The 19,159-nt window shown below is 71.2% G+C and carries 15 protein-coding genes; 5 read left to right on the top strand and 10 right to left on the bottom strand.

Features of this window, described 5'->3' with window-relative positions; all coding sequences use genetic code 11:
- Window positions 1-357, top strand: coding sequence for a VOC family protein (locus ACFC1X_RS35415; RefSeq protein WP_376362164.1), 357 nt, complete (start codon window positions 1-3; stop codon window positions 355-357).
- Here ACFC1X_RS35415 and ACFC1X_RS35410 read toward each other — a convergent pair.
- The 4 genes from ACFC1X_RS35410 to ACFC1X_RS35395 are packed head-to-tail and all read right to left on the bottom strand — an operon-like array spanning window position 314 to window position 3,981.
- Window positions 314-1,387 (bottom strand): pyridoxal-phosphate dependent enzyme, encoded by a 1,074-nt coding sequence (locus tag ACFC1X_RS35410; protein WP_376362162.1) that lies wholly within the window; start codon window positions 1,385-1,387, stop codon window positions 314-316. The two genes, ACFC1X_RS35415 and ACFC1X_RS35410, sit on opposite strands and share 44 nt — an antisense overlap.
- On the bottom strand, window positions 1,308-2,426 hold the full coding sequence (locus ACFC1X_RS35405; RefSeq protein WP_376362159.1) for a GHMP kinase: 1,119 nt from the start codon (window positions 2,424-2,426) through the stop codon (window positions 1,308-1,310). The genes ACFC1X_RS35410 and ACFC1X_RS35405 overlap by 80 nt, the downstream gene beginning before the upstream one ends.
- Window positions 2,423-3,232, bottom strand: a complete 810-nt coding sequence (locus ACFC1X_RS35400) for a Rossmann-like domain-containing protein (protein WP_376362156.1) — start codon at window positions 3,230-3,232, stop codon at window positions 2,423-2,425. The genes ACFC1X_RS35405 and ACFC1X_RS35400 overlap by 4 nt, the downstream gene beginning before the upstream one ends.
- Window positions 3,229-3,981, bottom strand: a complete 753-nt coding sequence (locus ACFC1X_RS35395) for a methyltransferase (RefSeq protein WP_376362153.1) — start codon at window positions 3,979-3,981, stop codon at window positions 3,229-3,231. The genes ACFC1X_RS35400 and ACFC1X_RS35395 overlap by 4 nt, the downstream gene beginning before the upstream one ends.
- A 186-nt stretch (window positions 3,982-4,167) precedes the next feature.
- Between ACFC1X_RS35395 and ACFC1X_RS35390 the strand changes: the two genes are divergently transcribed.
- From ACFC1X_RS35390 to ACFC1X_RS35380, 3 genes are all read left to right on the top strand, one after another.
- Window positions 4,168-5,484 (top strand): MFS transporter, encoded by a 1,317-nt coding sequence (locus ACFC1X_RS35390; protein WP_376362150.1) that lies wholly within the window; start codon window positions 4,168-4,170, stop codon window positions 5,482-5,484.
- 18 nt (window positions 5,485-5,502) lie between these two features.
- Window positions 5,503-6,291 (top strand): TauD/TfdA family dioxygenase, encoded by a 789-nt coding sequence (locus tag ACFC1X_RS35385; protein WP_376362147.1) that lies wholly within the window; start codon window positions 5,503-5,505, stop codon window positions 6,289-6,291.
- Window positions 6,292-6,447: 156 nt separating this feature from the next.
- Window positions 6,448-7,377: an endo-beta-N-acetylglucosaminidase H gene (locus ACFC1X_RS35380; protein ID WP_376362145.1), complete on the top strand. Its 930-nt coding sequence runs from the start codon at window positions 6,448-6,450 to the stop codon at window positions 7,375-7,377.
- Between the two features lie 268 nt (window positions 7,378-7,645).
- Here ACFC1X_RS35380 and ACFC1X_RS35375 read toward each other — a convergent pair whose 3' ends face one another.
- The 3 genes from ACFC1X_RS35375 to ACFC1X_RS35365 all read right to left on the bottom strand — a co-directional run bounded on the left by ACFC1X_RS35375 (window position 7,646) and on the right by ACFC1X_RS35365 (window position 11,902).
- Window positions 7,646-8,266: a DNA-binding response regulator gene (locus ACFC1X_RS35375; protein ID WP_376362142.1), complete on the bottom strand. Its 621-nt coding sequence runs from the start codon at window positions 8,264-8,266 to the stop codon at window positions 7,646-7,648.
- 67 nt (window positions 8,267-8,333) lie between these two features.
- On the bottom strand, window positions 8,334-10,106 hold the full coding sequence (locus tag ACFC1X_RS35370) for an ABC transporter ATP-binding protein (protein ID WP_376362139.1): 1,773 nt from the start codon (window positions 10,104-10,106) through the stop codon (window positions 8,334-8,336).
- Window positions 10,107-10,210: 104 nt separating this feature from the next.
- Complete coding sequence (locus ACFC1X_RS35365) at window positions 10,211-11,902, bottom strand: ABC transporter ATP-binding protein (protein WP_376362136.1); 1,692 nt, start codon at window positions 11,900-11,902, stop codon at window positions 10,211-10,213.
- A 473-nt stretch (window positions 11,903-12,375) separates the two neighbouring features.
- Between ACFC1X_RS35365 and ACFC1X_RS35360 the strand changes: the two genes are divergently transcribed.
- Window positions 12,376-13,317 (top strand): LuxR C-terminal-related transcriptional regulator, encoded by a 942-nt coding sequence (locus ACFC1X_RS35360; RefSeq protein ID WP_376362133.1) that lies wholly within the window; start codon window positions 12,376-12,378, stop codon window positions 13,315-13,317.
- A gap of 23 nt (window positions 13,318-13,340) precedes the next feature.
- On the opposite strand, the gene ACFC1X_RS35355 is transcribed toward ACFC1X_RS35360, so the two are convergent.
- From ACFC1X_RS35355 to ACFC1X_RS35345, 3 genes are all read right to left on the bottom strand, one after another.
- Window positions 13,341-14,693, bottom strand: a complete 1,353-nt coding sequence (locus tag ACFC1X_RS35355) for a DegT/DnrJ/EryC1/StrS family aminotransferase (RefSeq protein WP_376362130.1) — start codon at window positions 14,691-14,693, stop codon at window positions 13,341-13,343.
- Between the two features lie 128 nt (window positions 14,694-14,821).
- A complete protein-coding gene (gene ccrA / locus ACFC1X_RS35350) occupies window positions 14,822-16,090 on the bottom strand; it encodes a crotonyl-CoA carboxylase/reductase (RefSeq protein ID WP_376362127.1) in 1,269 nt (422 codons plus the stop codon).
- Window positions 16,087-19,159 (bottom strand): amino acid adenylation domain-containing protein (locus ACFC1X_RS35345; protein WP_376362124.1); only part of this gene is annotated, 3,073 nt, incomplete at its 5' end. The genes ccrA and ACFC1X_RS35345, both read right to left, overlap by 4 nt.

Raw genomic sequence — 19,159 nt, 5'->3', positions numbered from 1 at the left:
ATGAGGTTGCGCGCGATCACCCTGGACTGCCCTGATCCGCCGGCCCTGGCGGCCTTCTACCAGGAGGCCGCCGGGCTCGCACCCCACCCGGAGTCCAACGCCCAGTTCGCCGGACTCATCTGCGCGGACGGTCTCTTCATCGGCTTCCAGCGCGTCGACGGCCACCGGGCGCCGCGCTGGCCGGACCAGACCGTCCCCCAGCAGCTCCACCTCGACTTCGCGGTCGACGACCTGGACGAGGCGGAGGCCAGGTTGCTGGGGCTGGGGGCGGGCAGGCCGGATCACCAGCCGAACGAGGAGAGGTGGCGGGTCCTCACCGATCCCGCCGGGCATCCGTTCTGCATCGTGAAGGGCTGACCCCGGCCCCGGGGTCCTCCCTGAACAATCCGTTCCGGGGCGCGGGCGAGCCCTTCCACTCCATGCGCGACCACGGCATGGCGAGGTCGTCCGGGGAGTTCACCGGACGGGGCGCCAACTCCTCGACGGCGGCGACCTCGTGGTGGCGGGCGAACACCGTGTCGACGTACCGGTGACCGGTGTCGGCGGCGATGAACACGGTCGTTCCGGCAGGCTCGGCGCGACTCTCCCAGCGGGCGGCGAGGTAGGCGGCGCCGGTGGACAGGCCGGCGAAGACGGCGTGCCGGTGCAGCAGGTCGACGCTCCCCGCGCGGGCGGCGTCGAAGGCGAGCCAGTGGACGGTGTCGTACAGGTCGTGGCGCACGTTGCCGAACGGGATGGAGCTGCCGATCCCGGCGATGATGATCTCCGGGTCCTGGACGTGCTCGCTGCCGAAGGTGACGCTTCCGTAGGGCTGGACGCCGACGAGCCGCACACCGGACGAACGTTTGCGCAGGTACTGGGCGAGCGCGCCGGTGGAGGCCCCGGAACCCACGCCGCCCACGAGGGTCAGCGCCCGCGTGCCGGTCTCGGCGTGGATCCGTTCGGCGACGGCCTCGTAGCCGAGGTAGTGGATGTCGTCGTGGTACTGGCGCATCCAGTGGTAGTCCGGGTGGTCGCGCAGGATCTCCCGGACCCGCGCGACCCGGCGGCTCTGGTCGAGCTTCAGGTTCGCGCTGGGCGCCATCTGCTCCAGGCGCGCGCCCAGCACGGCGAGTTGGGTCCGCAGGGTGTGGTCGACGGTGGTGGAGCCGACGATGTGGCAGCGCATGCCGTATCGGTGGCAGGCGAGCGCGAGGGCGTAGGCGTAGATCCCGCTGGAGCTGTCCACGAGGGTGTCGCCGCGCCGTACCGCTCCGGTGTCGAGCAGATGGCGTACGGCGGCCAGGGCGGAGACCACCTTCATCGTCTCAAACCGCAGGCAGACGAGTCCGTCGTCGAGACGTATCAGGTCCGGCCGGCCGATGGCTTCCGAGATGTGCGCGTCCACGGGAGGAGTCCTCGCTCGGGGTCGGGTGGTGGCTGGTGGGGCTTTTGGGGCTGCTGCTGGGGCTGTTGGGGCTCGGGTGAGTGGTGAAGACGCGGGTGGGTGTGATGCCCTCGCGTTCCAGATCCCGCGCGCAGCGGTGCAGCCGGGCGTTCAGGCCGGGGGCCCGGGGGTCGAAGAGGACGCCGGCCACGTTGCCGCTGTGGGCGATCTGCACGCCGACGGCGCCCACCCGGTCCGCGATGCGGGTGAGGACCGGGAACTCCGCGTGTGTGAGGCGGCGTTGACCGAGGCGGGCGCTGGCGGTGCTGACCCGTCCCAGGAGGGCGGAGTCGCCGTCGGACACCGCTCGGCGCAGCATCCGGCGCAGGTGCTCGTAGGTGTCGAGGTCGCGGGCGTCGTACGTGAGGACGGGCAGGGCGAGGGTGTCCACGGGGGCGCCGCCGCCCAGGGCGCAGCCCAGCACGACGGCGGGCGGAAGGGCGGGGCCCAGGGCTTCGAGGGTGCGGCCCTCGCGCTGGGCGAAGAGCAGCGGCGGGCCGGGGGCGAGCATCAGCGGATCGCTGGCGCCCTCGGCCCGGACCGCCAGCCCGGCGATGGTCCGGGGCGGCAGCCGCACGCCCCAGGCGTCGGCGACCGCGCGCACGGTGGCGATGACGTCGCTCGTGGAGGAGCCCATGCCCAGTCCCACGGGGATGTCGCCGGTCAACGTCAGTACTCCGCCGCAGGGCGCGGCGGACAGGCGTGCGGCGCACTCACGGAGCGCGAGGACGGCCGCCGCCCGCGCCTTGGTGCGTCCGGCGGGCGTCACGCGCACGTCGTCGGGCGGGGTGCCGGGCCGGGGCGTGAAGTGGGCAGTGCTGCCGGGCCCGTTCATCGGCAGGGTGACCAGCGCCTGGCAGGGGCGGTCGCGCTCGTCCAGGAAGACGCCCTGGAGGATCTCGCCGTGGTGGCAGGCGGCCTGTCCGGTGCCGACGGCGTCGCCGGGGCCCGCGTCGGTGGTGGCGCGTCGGGTGGTGGTCCGCGGGGCGGTCGCCGTCATGCGCCGTCCGCCGCCCGGTAGCGGTACAGCGTCGTGGGCTCCGCGCTGAACTGGGAGAAGGGGAAGGGCTCCGCGGACAGGCCGGTCACCCCCGCGCCGAGGAACGCGCGGGCCACGGCGCTGCCGGTCTGCGCGTAGACCACCAGCGGCACGTCCCGTTCGCGGCAGCGCGCCAGGACGGTGTCAAAGGTGCCGTTGCTCAGGGTCATGCCGGTGGCGATCACGGCCTCGGCGGTGTCGAGGACCTCGTGCATGTCGTCGGTGACCCGGTCGCCCCATTGGGTGGTGCGGAGGTTGAAGTCGCAGAGCAGGGGGGTGCCGCCGCGCTCGCGGATGGCGGCGACGAGCGGGTTGACGACGCCTATCAGCCCGACCCGCGCACCGGGTCCGGTGTCCAGCAGTCCGGCGATGGCCGCGTCCCGGGCCCGCGCCCGGACCTCGGGCGTCCCGGCGGGCAGGACGACCGGTTCGGCACCGGCGGTCTCGCGGTGCGGGTCGACTTCGGAGAGGTAGGCGTCGAGTGCGGCGATCCGCAGCGGGCGGGGCGCCTCGCGCAGCAGGGAGTCGAGGGGTGCGCCGGAGGCGTCACGACACAGGGACGGATCGACGTCGCCGGCCTCGAAGGCACAGCCCCCGAAGGAGCCGCCCAGCCGGACGAGGACGTACTGGTTGAGGTACGTGGTGTCGCCGCCGGCCAGCCGCGTGCCGTGGTGGATCCAGAACACGCTGGTGGCCACGAGCCCCGCGGGACGCGGACCGAGTTCGCCCGCCAGGACGGCGGTCAGCAGTTCCTCGGTGTTCTTCATGCCTGCCCTCCGGCGCCGGGGATGTCACGGGTGATGCGGAACAGGAAGGTCAGTACGCCGTCCCCCCAGTCGTGGAAGTACTCCGTCTCCGGGTGGAACCCGTGGTCCAGGGCGTGCTGGACGATGCCGCGCAGATTCGCGGTGTTGGAGGCGATGACGAAGATCTCGCCGCCGGGGGCGAGCAGGTCCTTCTCCGCGACCTGGGCGAAGAACTTCGCCAGCAGCGGCGCGCCCACGCAGACGTTGCGTACGACGTCGGGGTCGTCGCTGACGGTCCGGCTGACGGCGGGCGGATTGAAGGTGATGACGTCCAGTCTCCGGCCGTCCGGTACGGCATCGAAGAGGTCGCCGACCACCGGCAGGAAGGCGGTGTCCGGGCGATCGCCGACGATGCGCGCGTAGTGGCGGGCGGCGGCGGCGACGCTCTCGGGATGGACGTCGATGGCGTGGATCTCCCGGGCACCGCGGTGGGCGGCGGCCACCGCCTCGACCCCGAGGCCCACGCCCATGGCGGCGTAGCGGCGGTGACGTGTCTCGATGCGGCCGTCGAGCAGCCGCTCGTGGATCAGGCGGCTGGTCCAGCCGGGTATGAAGACGCCGGGCGGGACGTCGAACGTCCAGCCGTTCCACTCGTAGGCACGGGTGGTGTGCAGGTCGCCCTTCGGCTGGTTGAGGGCGATGATCCGGTCGCCGGCCAAGGGCGGGGGCAGGTGGTCCAGGAGGGCGGGTCCGGTTGCGGTCAGGTCCACGTGGGCTCCTCGGGCTCGCGGGAAGGGGGGTGGCAGGGTGCCGACAGGAACACTAACGGAAATGATTGTCATTACGATAGTCTGCCTGAGCGGCACCCCGGCCGACCGCTGTCACGCCTCGGCCCCACCGCCCAACTCCCCCGCACCGCCCGTACGTTCACCCCACCAGGACTGGAGCGCTCCATCGTGCCGACCTCACCCGCACCGACCACGTCCGCCGGGGCCGGGTCCGGAGGGCAACGGCCCATCCTGCTCGACGTCGCGTTCCTCCGCCTCTGGACGGGCGCCACCGCATCGGGCCTGGCCACCTGGGCCCTGCCGTTCGTGCTCGGACTCGCGGTACTCGACCGCACCCTCGGCGCCACCGACCTCGGTCTGCTGCTCGCGGCCCGCACCGTGGGGTTCCTCGCCGCGGTGCCCGTGGCCGGGGTACTGGCCGACCGGCACTCCCGCCGGAGCGTCGTCCTGTGGGCGGGGCTCGCCTCCGGAGCGGCGGCCCCGGTGCTGGCCGCCGGGCTGGACCGCTCGGTGCTGCTGATGGCGACCGCGGCCGCGGTCGCCGGAGCCGGACAGGGTGCCTGCCGGCCCGCCTACCAGGCCCTGACCGCCGAGGTGGTGGACGCCGACCGCAGGCAGCAGGCGAACGCCGCCATGACCCTCGCGGTACGCGTCACCACGCTCGTGGGCCCCTCGCTGGCCGCCCTGCTCGCCGTGTTCCTCGACACCGGGGCGCTCCTGATGGGCATAGGACTGCTGTGGCTGGTCGCCGCGTGCGTACCCGGCCGCGGCGCGCTGCCCGACCCCACTGACGTGAAGCGGGAAGAGCCGGCCACCTCGGGCAGCGCACAGGCCACGTCGTTCCTCTCGGAGTTCGCGGACGGCGTCCGGGAGGCCCGCAGGCACCCCTGGTTCGTCGCGGGCCTCGGCGCGCTGACGGCCGTCATAGCCACCGGCTACTCGGCGACCGGTGTGGCGCTACCCCTGGTCAGCAGGGACGAGTACGGCACCGAGGTCGTCCTCGCGGGCGCGATGACCGCCTACACCGCCGGAGCCCTGGCCGGTGCGCTGCTCATCGCCCGCTGGCGTCCCCGCTCCCCCGGCCGGGCCGCCCTGGCCGGCCTCGCCGCCTACGGCTTCGCGCCTCTCAGCCTCGTGTTCCCCGTGCACCCCACCGTCGTGATGGCCGCCTACGCCATCGCGGGCGTCGGCATCGAGCTGTTCAACGTGCCCTGGTTCACCGCCGCCCAACGCGAGGTGGCGCCGGACAAGCTGGCCCGGGTCTCCTCCCTGGACTTCCTGCTCTCGTACGGCCTGGCCCCGCTCGGACTCGCCCTGATCGCCCCCGCCATCGACGCCTTCGGCGCCAGGCCGGTCCTGGTCGTCTGCGCGGTCACCTGCTTCGCGGCACCCGCAGCGGCCGCCCTGGTCCCGTCCTCCCGCGGCTTCTCCCACCGCCCGGAATCGGGGCACGCCGAACCGCACATGACCGGCGCCGGTCGCTGAATGCGCCAGCCTGAAGCCATGCACGCAGCCGCTCACGTCAACCGATCGCTAGAGGATTCCTCTCAAGTCGCCCCCGCCCGCGTACCCCTGGGCCACGCATCCGAGGAGGCACGCGCCCTGCTGGACCGCGACGGGGCGGTGATCCTCACCGGCCACGAGAACACGTCCGACGCCCTGATGGTCGCCGCGGCCCAGGTCGTCGGCGACCGTCTGCGCGAGCTGTATCCGCACCGGGTACGCACCTCGCGCGACGGCGACCCCGTCCATCTGCACGCCGACAGCTTCGACGTGGTGGTCAACATCGGCGGGGTGCCCCAGCGCCGGCGCGACCCCGACGAGGACTACGTCCTCATCCAGTGCGCCCGCCCGGCCCCCGAGGGCGGCGACTCCTTCGCGCTGGACGCCTACCGCTTCGTCGACGGCCTGGCCTCGGCCGACCCCGCCCTGCACGACTTCCTCACCGACACCGACGTGGACCTGTACGGGGCCTGGGCGGGAGTGCGCGGCCTGCCCGCCGTTCCGCGCGCGGGACGGCACGTCGAGTACACCCGCACCGGCCGACGCATCGTCCGCCGCACCGACGGCGCGGTCCCCCTCCACCGCGACCCGGCCACCGACCACATCCACGACCAACTGACCCGCTTCCGCGAGGCCGTCCTGGACGCCGAGGCCTCCCTGCCACGCTTCCGGCTGGACGAGGGGGACATCCTGATCCTCGACAACTACCGCTGCTGGCACGGCCGGGAGGCCCAGCGGGGCGAGCGCACCGTACGCATCCTGACGCTGCGCAGCGCGGACGCGCGCTGAAGGAGGGCCGGGTACCAGCAGGGGGTCCGTGCGTGGAAATCGTGAAGAGTTCACGCACGGCTCTCGGGAGTCGGTCACGGCACCGGAACACTCGGAGGCTCACTCGGCGCTTCCGAACACGTCGGGCGCCGCCACGCGATGGGAGACCGACCCACGATGTTGACTCCGGTACGGAGCAGAGTCCGGACAGCCGCGCTCGCACTCTCGGCCGTCGCGGCCCTCACCCTCGGCACGACCACCACGACCGGCGCGGCGGCGTCACCCGCCCCCTCGCCCGCCGCCGCGAAGCAGGGACCGACCTCGGTGGCCTACATCGAGGTGAACAACAACAGCATGCTCAACGCCGGCAAGTACACACTCGCCGACGGCGGCGGCAACGCCTTCGACGTCGCCGTGATCTTCGCGGCGAACATCAACTACGACACCAGCACCAAGAAGGCGTACCTGCACTTCAACGAGAACGTGCAGCGCGTCCTCGACAACGCCGCCACGGAGATACGGCCGTTGCAGCAGAAGGGCATCAAGGTCGTCCTCTCGGTGCTGGGCAACCACCAGGGCGCGGGGTTCGCCAACTTCACGTCCCAGCAGACGGCTTCGGCGTTCGCGAAGGAGATGTCGGACGCCGTGGCCAAGTACGGCCTCGACGGCATCGACTTCGACGACGAGTACGCCGAGTACGGCAAGAACGGCACCGCCCAGCCCAACGACAGCTCGTTCGTGCACCTGGTGACGGCACTGCGCGCGAACATGCCGGACAAGATCATCAGCCTCTACAACATCGGCCCGGCCGCATCACGCCTGTCCTACGGCGGCGTCGACATCTCCTCGAAGTTCGACTACGCCTGGAACCCGTACTACGGCACCTGGCAGGTCCCCGGCATCGCCCTGCCCAAGTCGAAGCTGTCACCGGCGGCCGTCGAGATCGGCCGCACGCCACAGAGCACGGTCACCAACCTCGCCCGCCGCACCGTCAGCGAGGGATACGGCGTCTACTTGACGTACAACCTCGACGCCACCGACCGCAGCGCCGACGTCTCGGCGTTCACGAGGGAGCTGTACGGCAGTGACACGGTCTACACGCCGTAGGTAATCCCGCCAACTCTGCGACAACGATGTCAGCAACAGCCTGCCCGCTGCCCTATGAAACCTGTCAAGGGCCGGCGGGCAGGCCTCGCCGTCGCCCCATTCATCCGGCCTCGGTATCGGTATCGGTCGCCGCCAGCACCGCCACCCGGGTGAGATCGAGCACGGCGAAGGCAACTCGAGCCCCGGACTTCGGATCCGCGTCGCGGCCTCGACGTGCCGACGCGCTCTCGTCCCGGTTGTCCCGGCGGGCGGTGGCGGGCCGGATCCGTCAGGCCGCGCGGTGCACCAGGCCCGTGCGATAGGCGAAGGCGACGAGCTGGGCCCGGTCCCGCAGACCGACCTTGTGGCGGATCCGGTGCAAATGGGTGCGCACCGTGCTCACGCCGATGTACAGGTCCTCGGCGATGTCGTCGACTGAGAGGCCCTGGCCGACGAGACAGAGGACCTGCCGCTCCCGCCCGGTCAGTGACCCGGCCTCGATGCCAGGGTCCAGCCGGGGCGCGGCGCCGCCGTCCCGGAACCACTCGACGAGGCTGTCGACGATGTCCGGACCCACGGCGGTCCGTCCGCGGGCCACGGCGCGCGTGGCGGCGATCACCTCGGCGCTGGTGGCGTCCCGGTTCAACAGGCCTCTGGTGCCGGCCCGCAGCAGCTCGGCCACTCCCTCGTCGTCGCCCCTGACGTGGAAGACCACCGACCCGGGCGCGGTGTCCGGCGGGCGGGCTTCGTCGCCGAGGCGGCGCACGAGGCGCACGGCGTCCGCCACCTCGGACATTCCGATGAGCACCACGTCGGGTCTCCGCGTCCGCGTCAGCTGCAGCGTCTCCATCTGGCTCTCCGTGGAGGCAAGCACGTCGATGTCCGACAGCGCGTCCAAGAGCGTGTGCAACCCCTCTCTCATCAGCGGCAGTTCTTCGCAGACAAGAATTCGACTCAGCATGGCGGCGTTCTTTTCGTCAGACGTTTCGGTATGTGGCGGAATGGGACCGGTTCGGGGTGAATCCCGCTCGGTGGAGTCCGGCGTACGCGCCTCCGGCGGCGACCAGTTCGTCGTGTGAGCCCTGTTCGGCGATCGAGCCGTCCCGCATGACGAGAATCGTGTCGGCGTGGCGGATGGTCGACAGCCGATGGGCGACGACGAAGCAGGTGCGGCCGGCCGCCAGGCGGCTCATGGCCTCCTGGACGAGACGCTCGGTGCGACCGTCGACCGAGCTGGTGGCCTCGTCCATGACGAGGATCACGGGGTCGGACAGGAACGCCCGGGCGATGGTGATCAACTGCCGCTCGCCGGCACTCACCCCGCTGCCCTCCTCGTCGATCACAGTGTCGTAGCCGCGGGGCAGGGTGCGGATGAACCGGTCCGCGTGGGCAGCACGCGCGGCCCGTTCGATCTCGGCGCGGGTCACCTCGCGGCGCGAGCTGCCGTAGGCGATGTTCTCGGCGATGGTGCCTCCGAAGAGCCAGGTGTCCTGCAGGACCATGCCAATCGCGGAGCGCAGCTCTTCCCGGGGCACTTCGGTGATGTCCACACCGTCCAGGGTGATCCGGCCCCCCGTCACCTCGTAGAACCTCATGAACAGGCTGACGAGTGTGGTCTTGCCGGCACCGGTCGGTCCGACGATCGCCACCGTGTGGCCGGGCTCGGCCGTCAGTGAGAGGTCCTCGATCAGCGGCCGGTCCGCCGAATACCGGAAGGAGACCTTCTCCATCGTGAGACGGCCCCGTGCCGGCCGCGGCAGTGCGGCCGCCGGCCGGGCGTCGGGAGCCTGTTCCTCCGCGTCCAGGAGTTCGAAGACCCGCTCGGCGGACGCGACGCCGGACTGCACCATGTTGGCCATCCCCGCCAAATGCGCCAGCGGCGCGGAGAACTGGCCGGAGTACTGGACGAACGCCTGCACTTGGCCGATCGACAGCGAGCCGGAGGCCACCTGTACCGCCCCCGCGACCGCGACCAGTACGTAGTTGAGGTGGGACACGAGCATCATCAGCGGCTGCAGGATGCCGCTGATGAACTGTGCCCGCAGACCAGCCCGGTAGAGGGCGTCGTTGCATTCGGCGAACTCCCGCACCGACTGCCGCTGCCGGCCCAGAATCTTGACGAGCTGATGGCCGCTGTACGTCTCCTCGACGTGCGCGGTGAGGGCACCCGTGGCTGCCCACTGCCGGACGAAGTGCGGTTGGGACCGCGCGCCGACGCGCCCGGAGACGAAGAGGGCGAGCGGCACGGAGGCCAGCCCGACGAGCGCCAGGAGCGGAGAAAGCCAGACCATCACAGCCAGCACGCCCGCGACGGTCAGCAACGTGTTGACGAACGTGCCGATGGCCTGCTGGATCGTCTGGCTCACATTGTCGATGTCGTTGGTGACTCGGCTCAGCACGTCGCCGCGCCTGACCCGGTCGAAGTACGACAGCGGCAGCCGGGAGAGTTTGGCCTGGCTGTCCGCGCGCAGACGGTATCCGACGCCGCTCGCCAGCCGCGCCGTCCACCGGCCCTGGAGGACGCGGCACAGCCCCTCGGTCGCGTACACCAGGGCAGCCAGTGCCAGCAGAGTGCCCACCGCTTCCGGCCCGCCGCCCGCGACGACGGAGTCCGTGGCCCTGCCCAGCAGCCACGGGCCCGTCGTGGCCATGGCCACCGCGATCGTACCGAGGGTCGCCACGCCGTAGAAGAGCCTCGGTTCGCGGTGCATCATGCTCAGCAGCCTGCGCACGGCCCTGCGGAGGTCCATGGACCAGTCTCCCGGCCGCCTGCCCTTGTCGAAGGCCGTGGCCGTGACCGCGCCCGTCCCCGGCAGCCGGGCCGCCCGACCGCGGCTGATGCGTCGCCCCGTCCTCACGCCGTCCCCGCTTCCGTCAGCCGCGAGGCCATGATGTCCCTGTATGTCATGTTTGTTGTCATGAGCTCCTCGTGCCGGCCTTCGCCCACGACGCGCCCTGCGTCCAGGACCACGACGCGGTCGGCATGCCGCACCGCGGAGGCACGCTGCGAGACGATGACCACGGTCGCGTCGCGGGTCTCGTCGGCCAGGGCCGCGCACAGTGCCGCCTCGGTCGTCTGGTCCAAGGCCGAGAATGCGTCGTCGAAGAGGTAGATGTCCGGGCGCCGCACCAGTGCGCGGGCGATGGCCAGGCGCTGGCGCTGCCCCCCGGAGACATTGGTTCCGCTCTGGGAGACCGGCGCGTCGAGCCCGCCCTCCAGACGCTCTACGAACTCGCGGGCCTGCGCGACCTCGAGGGCGTGCCACAGCTCCGCTTCGGTGGCGTCGGCCGTGCCGTACCGCAGGTTGGTCGCGATGGTCCCGGACAAAAGGTGGGCCTTCTGCGGGACCAGTCCGACGGTCCGGGAAATCACCCCGGGGTCGAGTTCACGCACATCGACGCCGCCGACGCGGACAGTCCCTCCCGTCACGTCGAAGAGCCGCGGTATGAGCCCCAGCAGCGTCGACTTGCCGCTGCCGGTGGGTCCGATCACCGCGATCGTCTCGCCAGGGGAAGCGGTCAGGTCCACCCCGCGCAGCACCGGCTCCTCGGCCTCGCCGTAGCGGAACTCCGCCGCGTTGACCTCCAGGCGGCCCGGCCGGGTCAGGATCTGGACCGGCCGCGTCGGAAGGGCCGGCCCGGGGCGGAGTGCGAGTACGGCGCTGATCCGCCGGACGCAGACCTCGGCCCGGGGGGCGACGACGAACAGGGCGACAAGGAGGAGCGAGGCCCCGAAGACCTGCGTCAGCCATGACATCAGCGCCATCAGGGTGCCCACCTGGATCGTTCCGTCGGCGAGCCTGCCGCTGCCGAGCCACAGCACGGCGACGCCGGCGAAGTTCGCCACCAGGGCGGTCAGCGGGAGCAGCAGCGCCGTGTGGCGCGCAAGCCCTCGGGCGGCCTCGGTGAGAACGGCGTTCGACCGTGCGAATCGTTCCTGCTCGTGGGCGTCCTTGGCGAAGGCGCGGATCACGCGCAGGCCGCCGAGCTGCTCCCGCACCACGCGGTTTACCGCGTCCACGCCCCGCTGCGCGGCGTGGGAATGAGGGCGCATGCGGTGGACCACCACCGTCGTCAGCGCGCCGAGCACGGGGGCCACCGCCAGCACGACCATGGAGAGCTGCGCGTCGTGGCGGAGCGCCATGATCACGCCGCCGATCCAGGTGGCCGGAGCCATCGCCAACACCGCGAGTGCCATCATCAGCACGCGCTGCACCTGCTGGACATCGTTCGTGGTCCGCGCCAGCAGCGACGGCGCGCCCAACGCGGCGAACTCCTGGCAGGACAGCTCCTGGACGCGCCCGAACACGGCGGCACGCAGGTCGCGGGCCGCCGCCAGAGCGACCCTCGCACCCGCATAGACGGCCCCCATGGCGAGCACGACCTGGAGGACGGTCAGCCCCAGCATGCTCAGCGCCAGGCCAAGGACGTGCCCGGTGGATCCGGTCATCACCCCGCGGTCGATGATCTGTGCGTTGAGGTCGGGCAGGAGCAAGCCGGCGGCGGCCGCCGCGATCTGCAGGACGACCAGCACCGCCAGTGCCATGGGAAACGGACGCACGATGCGCCACAGAAAGCGGATCACCGGGGCAACCCCGCTCCACCGGTGCCTGGACGCCTGGTCGGCACCGGCCCGTTCTCGGATTGTGCGACGGACGAAGGCCGAAGGTTCCCAGTCGTGCCCATGCTCCCCACCGTGGTCAGAAGGCCCAGAGTTCGATTCAGGGGTGACGGTGCTCCGGGACCGGGTCCTCGGCCGCTCGTGAGCCCCGCGACACGGGGAAGTCTTGTCGCTGCAGTCCGCGATGACCACGAGCGGCGGTGTCAGGACTTCGCCTGGACAGCAAGCTGCCAATCCCTACGGGTGAGACATTTCTTGACATCAGGCTCGGTTGACGGTGACGGGTCTGTCGGGTTGAACTTGATCAACTGCCGGATTGCGGGGAGCAATTGCAAGGGGGATTCAAGGTGTTCACGGGGCTGGGCTTGGAAGGAAAAGCGGAAGCCGTATATTGGGAAATGATCAAGGACCCTGAGGCCGACGTCGCGCAACTCGCGGACCGGCTCGGCCTCGACTCGCAAGAGATCCGCGACTGCCTGGACGAACTGGGTCGGCTGCTGCTGATCCGGCCTTCCTGGGAGGCCCCGGGCGAGGTGCGGGCGGTCGACCCCGAGGTCGGACTCGCGTCGCTGCTGGCCCGTCAGGAAGCGGACGTGCTGCGGGAGCAGGAACGCATCTCCGCAAGCCGCGCCGCACTGCAGCAGGTGATCGCCGAGTTCCAGCGCACCAAGCAGGGCCGGCACGACCCCGGCGTCGAACAGCTCACCAACATCGACAGCATCCGCCTGAAGATCGAGGCCCTCGCCGCCAAGTGCTCCTCGGAGATCATGGGCTTCGTACCGGCCGGTGCCCAGTCGGCGGGAAACATGGCGGCGAGCCGCCCCCTCGACAGCTCGGTGCTCCGCCGCAGGGTGCGGGTCCGCACGATCTACCTTGAGAGCATCGTCAACGACCGCCCGACCCTGGACTACGCACGCTGGCTGGTGGAGTCCGGCGCCGAGGTCCGCACCGCCGCCGTCCTGCCGCCCCGCATGGTGGTATACGACCGCAAGACGGCCATCGTGCCACTGGACCCGGAGACAACCCGGGCCGGTGCGATGCTCCTTCACAGCTCCGGCGTGGTCCATGCCCTGTGCGATCTGTTCGAACAGGTCTGGAAGGCTTCGGCTCCGCTCGAGTCCGCGGCCGCGGACTCGGAGCGGGACGAGGAGCTCACGGCTCAGGAGGCGGCGATCCTCCAGTTGTTGGCCGACGGGCACACCGACGACGCCATCGCGCGCAAGCTCGGTGTGTCGGTGCGCACCAGTCGACGGATCACGGCGAAGCTGACGGCCCAGCTCGGCGCGAAGAGCCGGTTCCAGGCCGGGGTCCTTGCCACCGGGCGCGGCTGGGTGCACTAGCGGACACAGGGTCTGCCATCCCGTCAGGGCCGGGTGGGGAAGGCGCCTTCCCACTCGGCCCTGCCCGCGGCGGACGCCTCCTCCCACGGAGGGTTGTAAGGCAGGGTCTTGGCGAGCCGCGCGAGGCCGTCATGGTTCTGCCAGACCTTCTCGAATGCCTCCGCGTAGTGGGCCAGCAACGGGCCGGCGTCCGGGTGCAGGTGGGCCTTCTGGACGGCGAAGGAGTCCTCGATCACCCGGGACGCCGCAGGGAAGGCGGCGGGGCCGCCCGGCTGCGGGCGGGTGCCGGCCAGTCGCCAGGGCCAGGCACCGAGTCCTCCCTCCGCCCGGAACATGTGCTGGGCGGGCAGTGGCAGGGACTGGTAGGGGGCGGCAGGCACCCCTTCGGCGCGCAGGGCCCTCTGTACGGCTGCCCGCAGCGGCCCGGCGTACCGGTCGTCCAGACCGAAGGCGGCGGGAACCACACGGAAGCGCAGGATGTGCCAGGCGTGAGTGCGGTCCTCGGGGTGGTGCGGTGCATGGAATCCGGGCAGGGCGGCCACCCTGTCCAGGAAGGGGCGGACGTTCCGCTCACGCCTTCCGCGGTCCGCGGGGAACCGGCGCAGCTGGCTGCGGGTGAACGCGGCCTGGATCGCGTTGGGCTTGTTGTTCCAGCCGAGCATGTGGGAGATGTACGTGCGGGAGGCGCCCGTACCCGACAGCTCGCCGAACTGGCGCAGCGCCGCGACCCTCCTGGCCAGGTCCTCGTCGTCGGTGGTGACCAGGCCGCCCTCGCCGCACGTGGCCAGGTTCTTGCTCACGTTGAGGCTGAAGGCGCCGATCGTGCCGAGCGCGCCGGCCGGTCGGCCCCTGTAGTGGGAGCCGTGGGCCTGAGCCGCGTCCTCCACGACGGCGAGGCCGTGCCGGCGGGCGACGGCGTTGATCTCGTCCATGTCCGCCGGCAGCCCATGCAGGTGGACGACGACGACGGCGCGGGTGCGCGGGGTCACCGCGGCCTCCACGGCGGCAGCGGTCATGTTGAACGTGTCCGGGTCAACGTCGGCGAACACGGGCACCGCCAGCAGGTGCATGGGCGCCGCCGCGGTCGCCACGAAGCTGAGCGCCGGGACTATCACCTCGTCACCGGGCTCAATGCCGACGGCGGCCAGGGCCAGGCTCAGGGCGGCAGTGCCGTTCGCTACTGCCACGCAGTGCCGGGTGCCGGCCTCGGCGGCCCACTCCTGTTCCAGGGCGGGTATCTCCTCCTCGCCGTGGGCGGCGAGCGTGAACCGGCCGGAGGCGAGGACGCGGCGCACCGCCTCCTGGTCCTCCTCGGTCACCACCGGCCACTGCGCGATGCGTGCGGTGCGCGGGACGGCGCGGGATCCGCCGAACATGGCCAGCTTCCCGCCCGCCGGTGTCGAGAGCGGAGTCGTGGGGGATGTGGACGTGGTGGTTGTGGGCACTTTCTGGTCACTCTTTCGGTCATTCCGCAGTGGACGGGGCCGCGTGTACACGGAGGGGATCAGCCGGACGTCCGCGCACATACCGGTGTCGGCACGTCCCGCCGGCCCGGCTCCGGGGTGCCGACGAGAATCGCGATGTTCCCGGACGGGTGCCGGTTCTCGTACATGAGCTGGTGGACGCCTGGGATCTCGGAGAAGGGCACGGTGAGCGACATGCAGGGATCCAGCGTGCCCTGGGCGGCGAGTTCGGCCACGGCTCGGAACTGGGTGGTGTTCGCACCGTGGGAGCCCTGGAACCGCTTCTGCCGCATCCACAGGAAGCGCAGATCCACATCGCCCTGGTAGCCGCTGGTGCCGCCGCAGGTGACGACCATGCCCGCGTTGTCGCAGAGGTAGATCGAGGTGGGGATGGTGTCCTGGCCGGGGTGCTCCAGGACGATGCGCGGCGACCGGCGTTCGCCCAGCACGTCCCAGAATGCGCGGCCGAACGCACGCATGCCGTTCAGCCACTCCGCGTACGCGAGGGGGTCGTCGGCGGGGGGGATCCGTCCCCAGTGGCCGAACTCCTTCCTGTTGATCACGCCGCGGGCGCCGAGGCGCAGGCAGTGCTCGGCCTTCTCGTCGTCGGACACCACCGCCACCGGTATGCCGCCGAACTGCCGGACGATCTGGATGGCCATGGAACCAAGTCCGCCGGCCCCGCCCCAGATGAGTACGGGGTCGCCCGGTTCCACGGTGTGCGGCGGCCAGCCCCGCAGCTGGCGGTAGACGGTCGCCGCGGTGAGCATGAAGCAGCCCGCCTCCTCCCAGGTCAGCCGGGCGGGCTTGGGATGGCACTGGTACTCGTCCACCACCGTGAACTGGGCGAAGGATCCGTAGTTGGACTCGTAGCCCATCGCAAGGGCGCTGGTCGAGGTCATCGGGTCGGCGCCGAGCCGGATGTCCACGGCCGTCTCGTCCCATACGACGGGCGCGATGACCACCTGGTCGCCCACCTTGACCTGCTCGACGCCCTCGCCGACGGCCCAGACGACGCCGGAACCGTCGGACCCGCCGATGTGGAAGTCCTCCGGGTGACCGGCCTTCCGACGGGCCGCGACCACGTCCAGGGGGCTGCCGAGCGATGCCCACACGTTGTTGTAGTTCACGCCCGCGGCCATCACCAGGACGAGCACCTTGCCGGGTGCCACCTCGGGCACGGGGACGACCTCCGTCGCGATGGCCCGTGAGGGCTCCCCGTAACGTTCGGGCCTGATCAACGCCGCGTGCATGTGGGTGGGCACCTCGCCCAGTGGCGGCAGCTCACCGATGTCGTAGAGGTCCTTCATCGTTCCGTGCTTTCCGACGCCGCATGCGTCTCGTCGAGGGTTTCGAGGGTCTTGGCGAGAGGGCCGGCGATGTCGGAGACGGGACCGGGGTCCATCATCCGCGCGTGGGAGCAGGCGACGTGCACGACTTCGACCGGGCCTGTGCAATACGGGTCCCAGAGGCGGACCAGATCCTCGGCCCGCGCGTCCTGGTGCTCGGCCACCACCAAAGTCATGGGGCCTTCATGGCGGCGGGGTTGAAAGCGCTGCCTGAGGCCGATGTTGTTCCGGGTGATCTCCACGAAGGCGTCCAGCCGGTCGCCGAGCAACCGGCCGAAGGCACTGTCGGCCTCGCGCAGGACGTCCCGCGCGACGGCTTCACCAGTTCTGTCCCCGCGGTCCTGCGCGGTGGCGTCCTGCGACTGCTGCTCCTCCCGGTAGATGCCGATCACCTCGAACAGGCTGCGGACGACGTCCTGCCGGTCCGGCAACTCGGCACACTCCTCGCCGGCCGCGGGGAACGAGTCGAGGATCGCAAGCAATTCGGTCTTCTCGCCCTGCTCCGCCAGCTGAACGGCCATCTCCTGCACCACGAGCCCTCCGAAGGACCAGCCGAGCAGCCGGTACGGGCCCTTCGGCTGGACCTCACGGATCGCCCCCACGTACGCGGCGGCCATCTCCTCCAGCCCCCCGGGCAGGCCGTCCTCCAGGAAGCCGGCGGCCTGGATCCCGTAGACCGGGTACTCCTTCGGGATGTGTCGCAGGAACTCGGCGTACCGCCAGGCCAGTCCGCCGGCCGCGTGCACGCAGAACAGCGGAGTGCGGCTGCCGGTCTCCCGCAGGGGAAGAACGGTGCGGAAGGCGAACTCCCGGGCTACGGCGCCCTCGCCCAGCGCTGCGCTGAGCGCGGCGGGGGTCGGGGCCGCGTACAGGGTGCGCAGCGGCAGGTCGACGCCGAAGTCGGTGCGCACGTGGCCGGCCAGCCGCGCCGCCCGTAGCGAGTGCCCGCCGAGCTCAAAGAAGTTGTCGTGGACGCCGATCCCGTCCACGCCGAGCACGTCCGCGAACACCTGGCAGAGCGTCTCCTCCTGCGCGTTCCGTGGGGCGGTCCGCTCCACCTTGGGCCGGACGGGGGCGGGGAGCGCGTGCCGGGCGAGCTTGCCGTTGGTGGTGAGCGGCAGCGCGTCGAGCACCACGTAGGCCGAGGGCACCATGTATTCCGGCAGGCTCTGCTGAAGGTGGGAGCGCAATTCCTCGCCGAGCGCCTCATCCACGGCGCTGCCGGTACCGCCCGTGGAGGACCGGGTCACATAGGCGACGAGCTGCTTGTCCCCGGGGCGGTCCTCTCTGATCACGACCGCGTGGTGGCCGACCGCGGGGTGTGCGGCGAGCGCCGCCTCGATCTCGGCCGGCTCGATGCGGAAGCCGCGTAGCTTGACCTGGGCGTCTGCCCGGGCCACGAACTCCAGTGTGCCGTCCGCCCGCCACCGCACCAAGTCGCCGGTGCGGTACACACGGCTGCCGGCCGGCCCGAACGGGTCGGCCACGAAACGCTCGGCGGTCAGGCCCGGCCTGTTGACGTAGCCGCGGCCGACCTGCTCGCCGCCGATGTACAGCTCGCCGGTCACGCCGATCGGGGCCGGGCGCAGCGCGGTGTCCAGCACATAGGTGCGCATGTTGGATATCGGGCCACCGATGGGCACGTTGTCCGGAACGGTGTCCGTGGCCCGCATCCGGTGGTGCGTGGCGAAGACGGTGGCCTCGGTCGGCCCGTAGCCGTCGACAACGACCAGGTCAGGGCAGGCTTCGAGGACCTTGCGGACGGCCGTGGCGGGTACCACGTCCCCGCCCGTGCAGACCTCGCGCATCCGGGTGAAGGCGCGGGGGTGCTCGTCCGCCATGAGCCTGAACAGGCCGGCGGTCAGCCACATGCGGGTGATGCCGTTGTCGGTGAGCAGGCGGGCGATGTCCTGGACACCGAGTCGGCCGGGCGGAGCCTCGACCACCTGGTGGTCGCGCAACAGCGCCATCCACAACTCCCAGATGGAGGCGTCCCAGGCGTGTGGCGAGTGGAACAGCATTCGGTCGCCGCGACCGGGGGTGGGCTCGTACGGGTCCGCTTCGACCAGGCGCAGCACGTTGCGATGCGTCAGGGAAGCCCCCTTGGGGACTCCTGTGGAACCCGACGTGTACATCACGCAGGCCAACTGGTCCAGATGTACCTCGACGTCGGGCGCGGTATCGGGCTGGGCGTCGAGGTCGAGCTCGGCGAACTCCAGCTGCCGGACCGCCGGGGCGAGGTCCGCGCGCCAGCCGATGTCCTCCACGAGCGGGGCGGTGAGGAGCAGCTCGGCGCCGCTCTCCGCGAGCACGGCGGACAGGCGGGCGACGGGCGAGCGGGCGTCGAGCAGCAGGTACGGAGCGCCCGTCTTGAGGACGGCGAGCATGCACACGAGCAGCTCGGCCGAGCGGTCCATGAGGATCGCGACGGGATGCTCGGCGACCGGCCCGGTTGCGACGGGCCTGAGCTTGAGCAACAGGTGGGCGAGGCGGTTCGCGCGCCTGTCGATCTCCCCGAAGGTGAGATCACCGCGGGTGGAGAGGTAGGCCGGCTCATCCGTCCGCCGATCGGCGATCTCGGCGAAGCGCCGGTGGATGGTGACGTCCGGACCGGGCTCGCGGTCCTGCCGCGAGTTCCAGGTCGTGATGAGGGTCAGCTGTTCTTCGGGGGTGAGGGGGGTGGTGTGGGTGAGGGGCTGTTCGGGGTGGTTGGCGATGGTGGTGAGGAGGTGGGTGAGGTGGTCGGTGATGCGGTGTGCGGTGGTGTCGTCGTAGGCGTGGGGGTTGTGGATGAGGCGGAGTTGGAGGGTGTCGTCGGTGGGGTTGTGGGCGGCGACGAGGTTGAGCGGGTAGTGCACACCATCGTTTCCGCCGCCGCCGGTGATCGTGAGTCCGCCACTCTGCACCTGCGCGAGCGTGTCTGACTGCACCGGATAGTTTTCGAAGACGAGGGTGGTGTCGAAGAGTTGGGGGTGGGGGGTGAGGTTGTGGATGGTGGTGAGGCTGGTGTGGTGGTGGTCGAGGAGGGTG

This window comes from Streptomyces sp. NPDC056128, from assembly GCF_042263835.1.
Lineage (GTDB): Bacteria > Actinomycetota > Actinomycetes > Streptomycetales > Streptomycetaceae > Streptomyces.
This window is presented reverse-complemented; position numbering and strand designations above follow the sequence as displayed.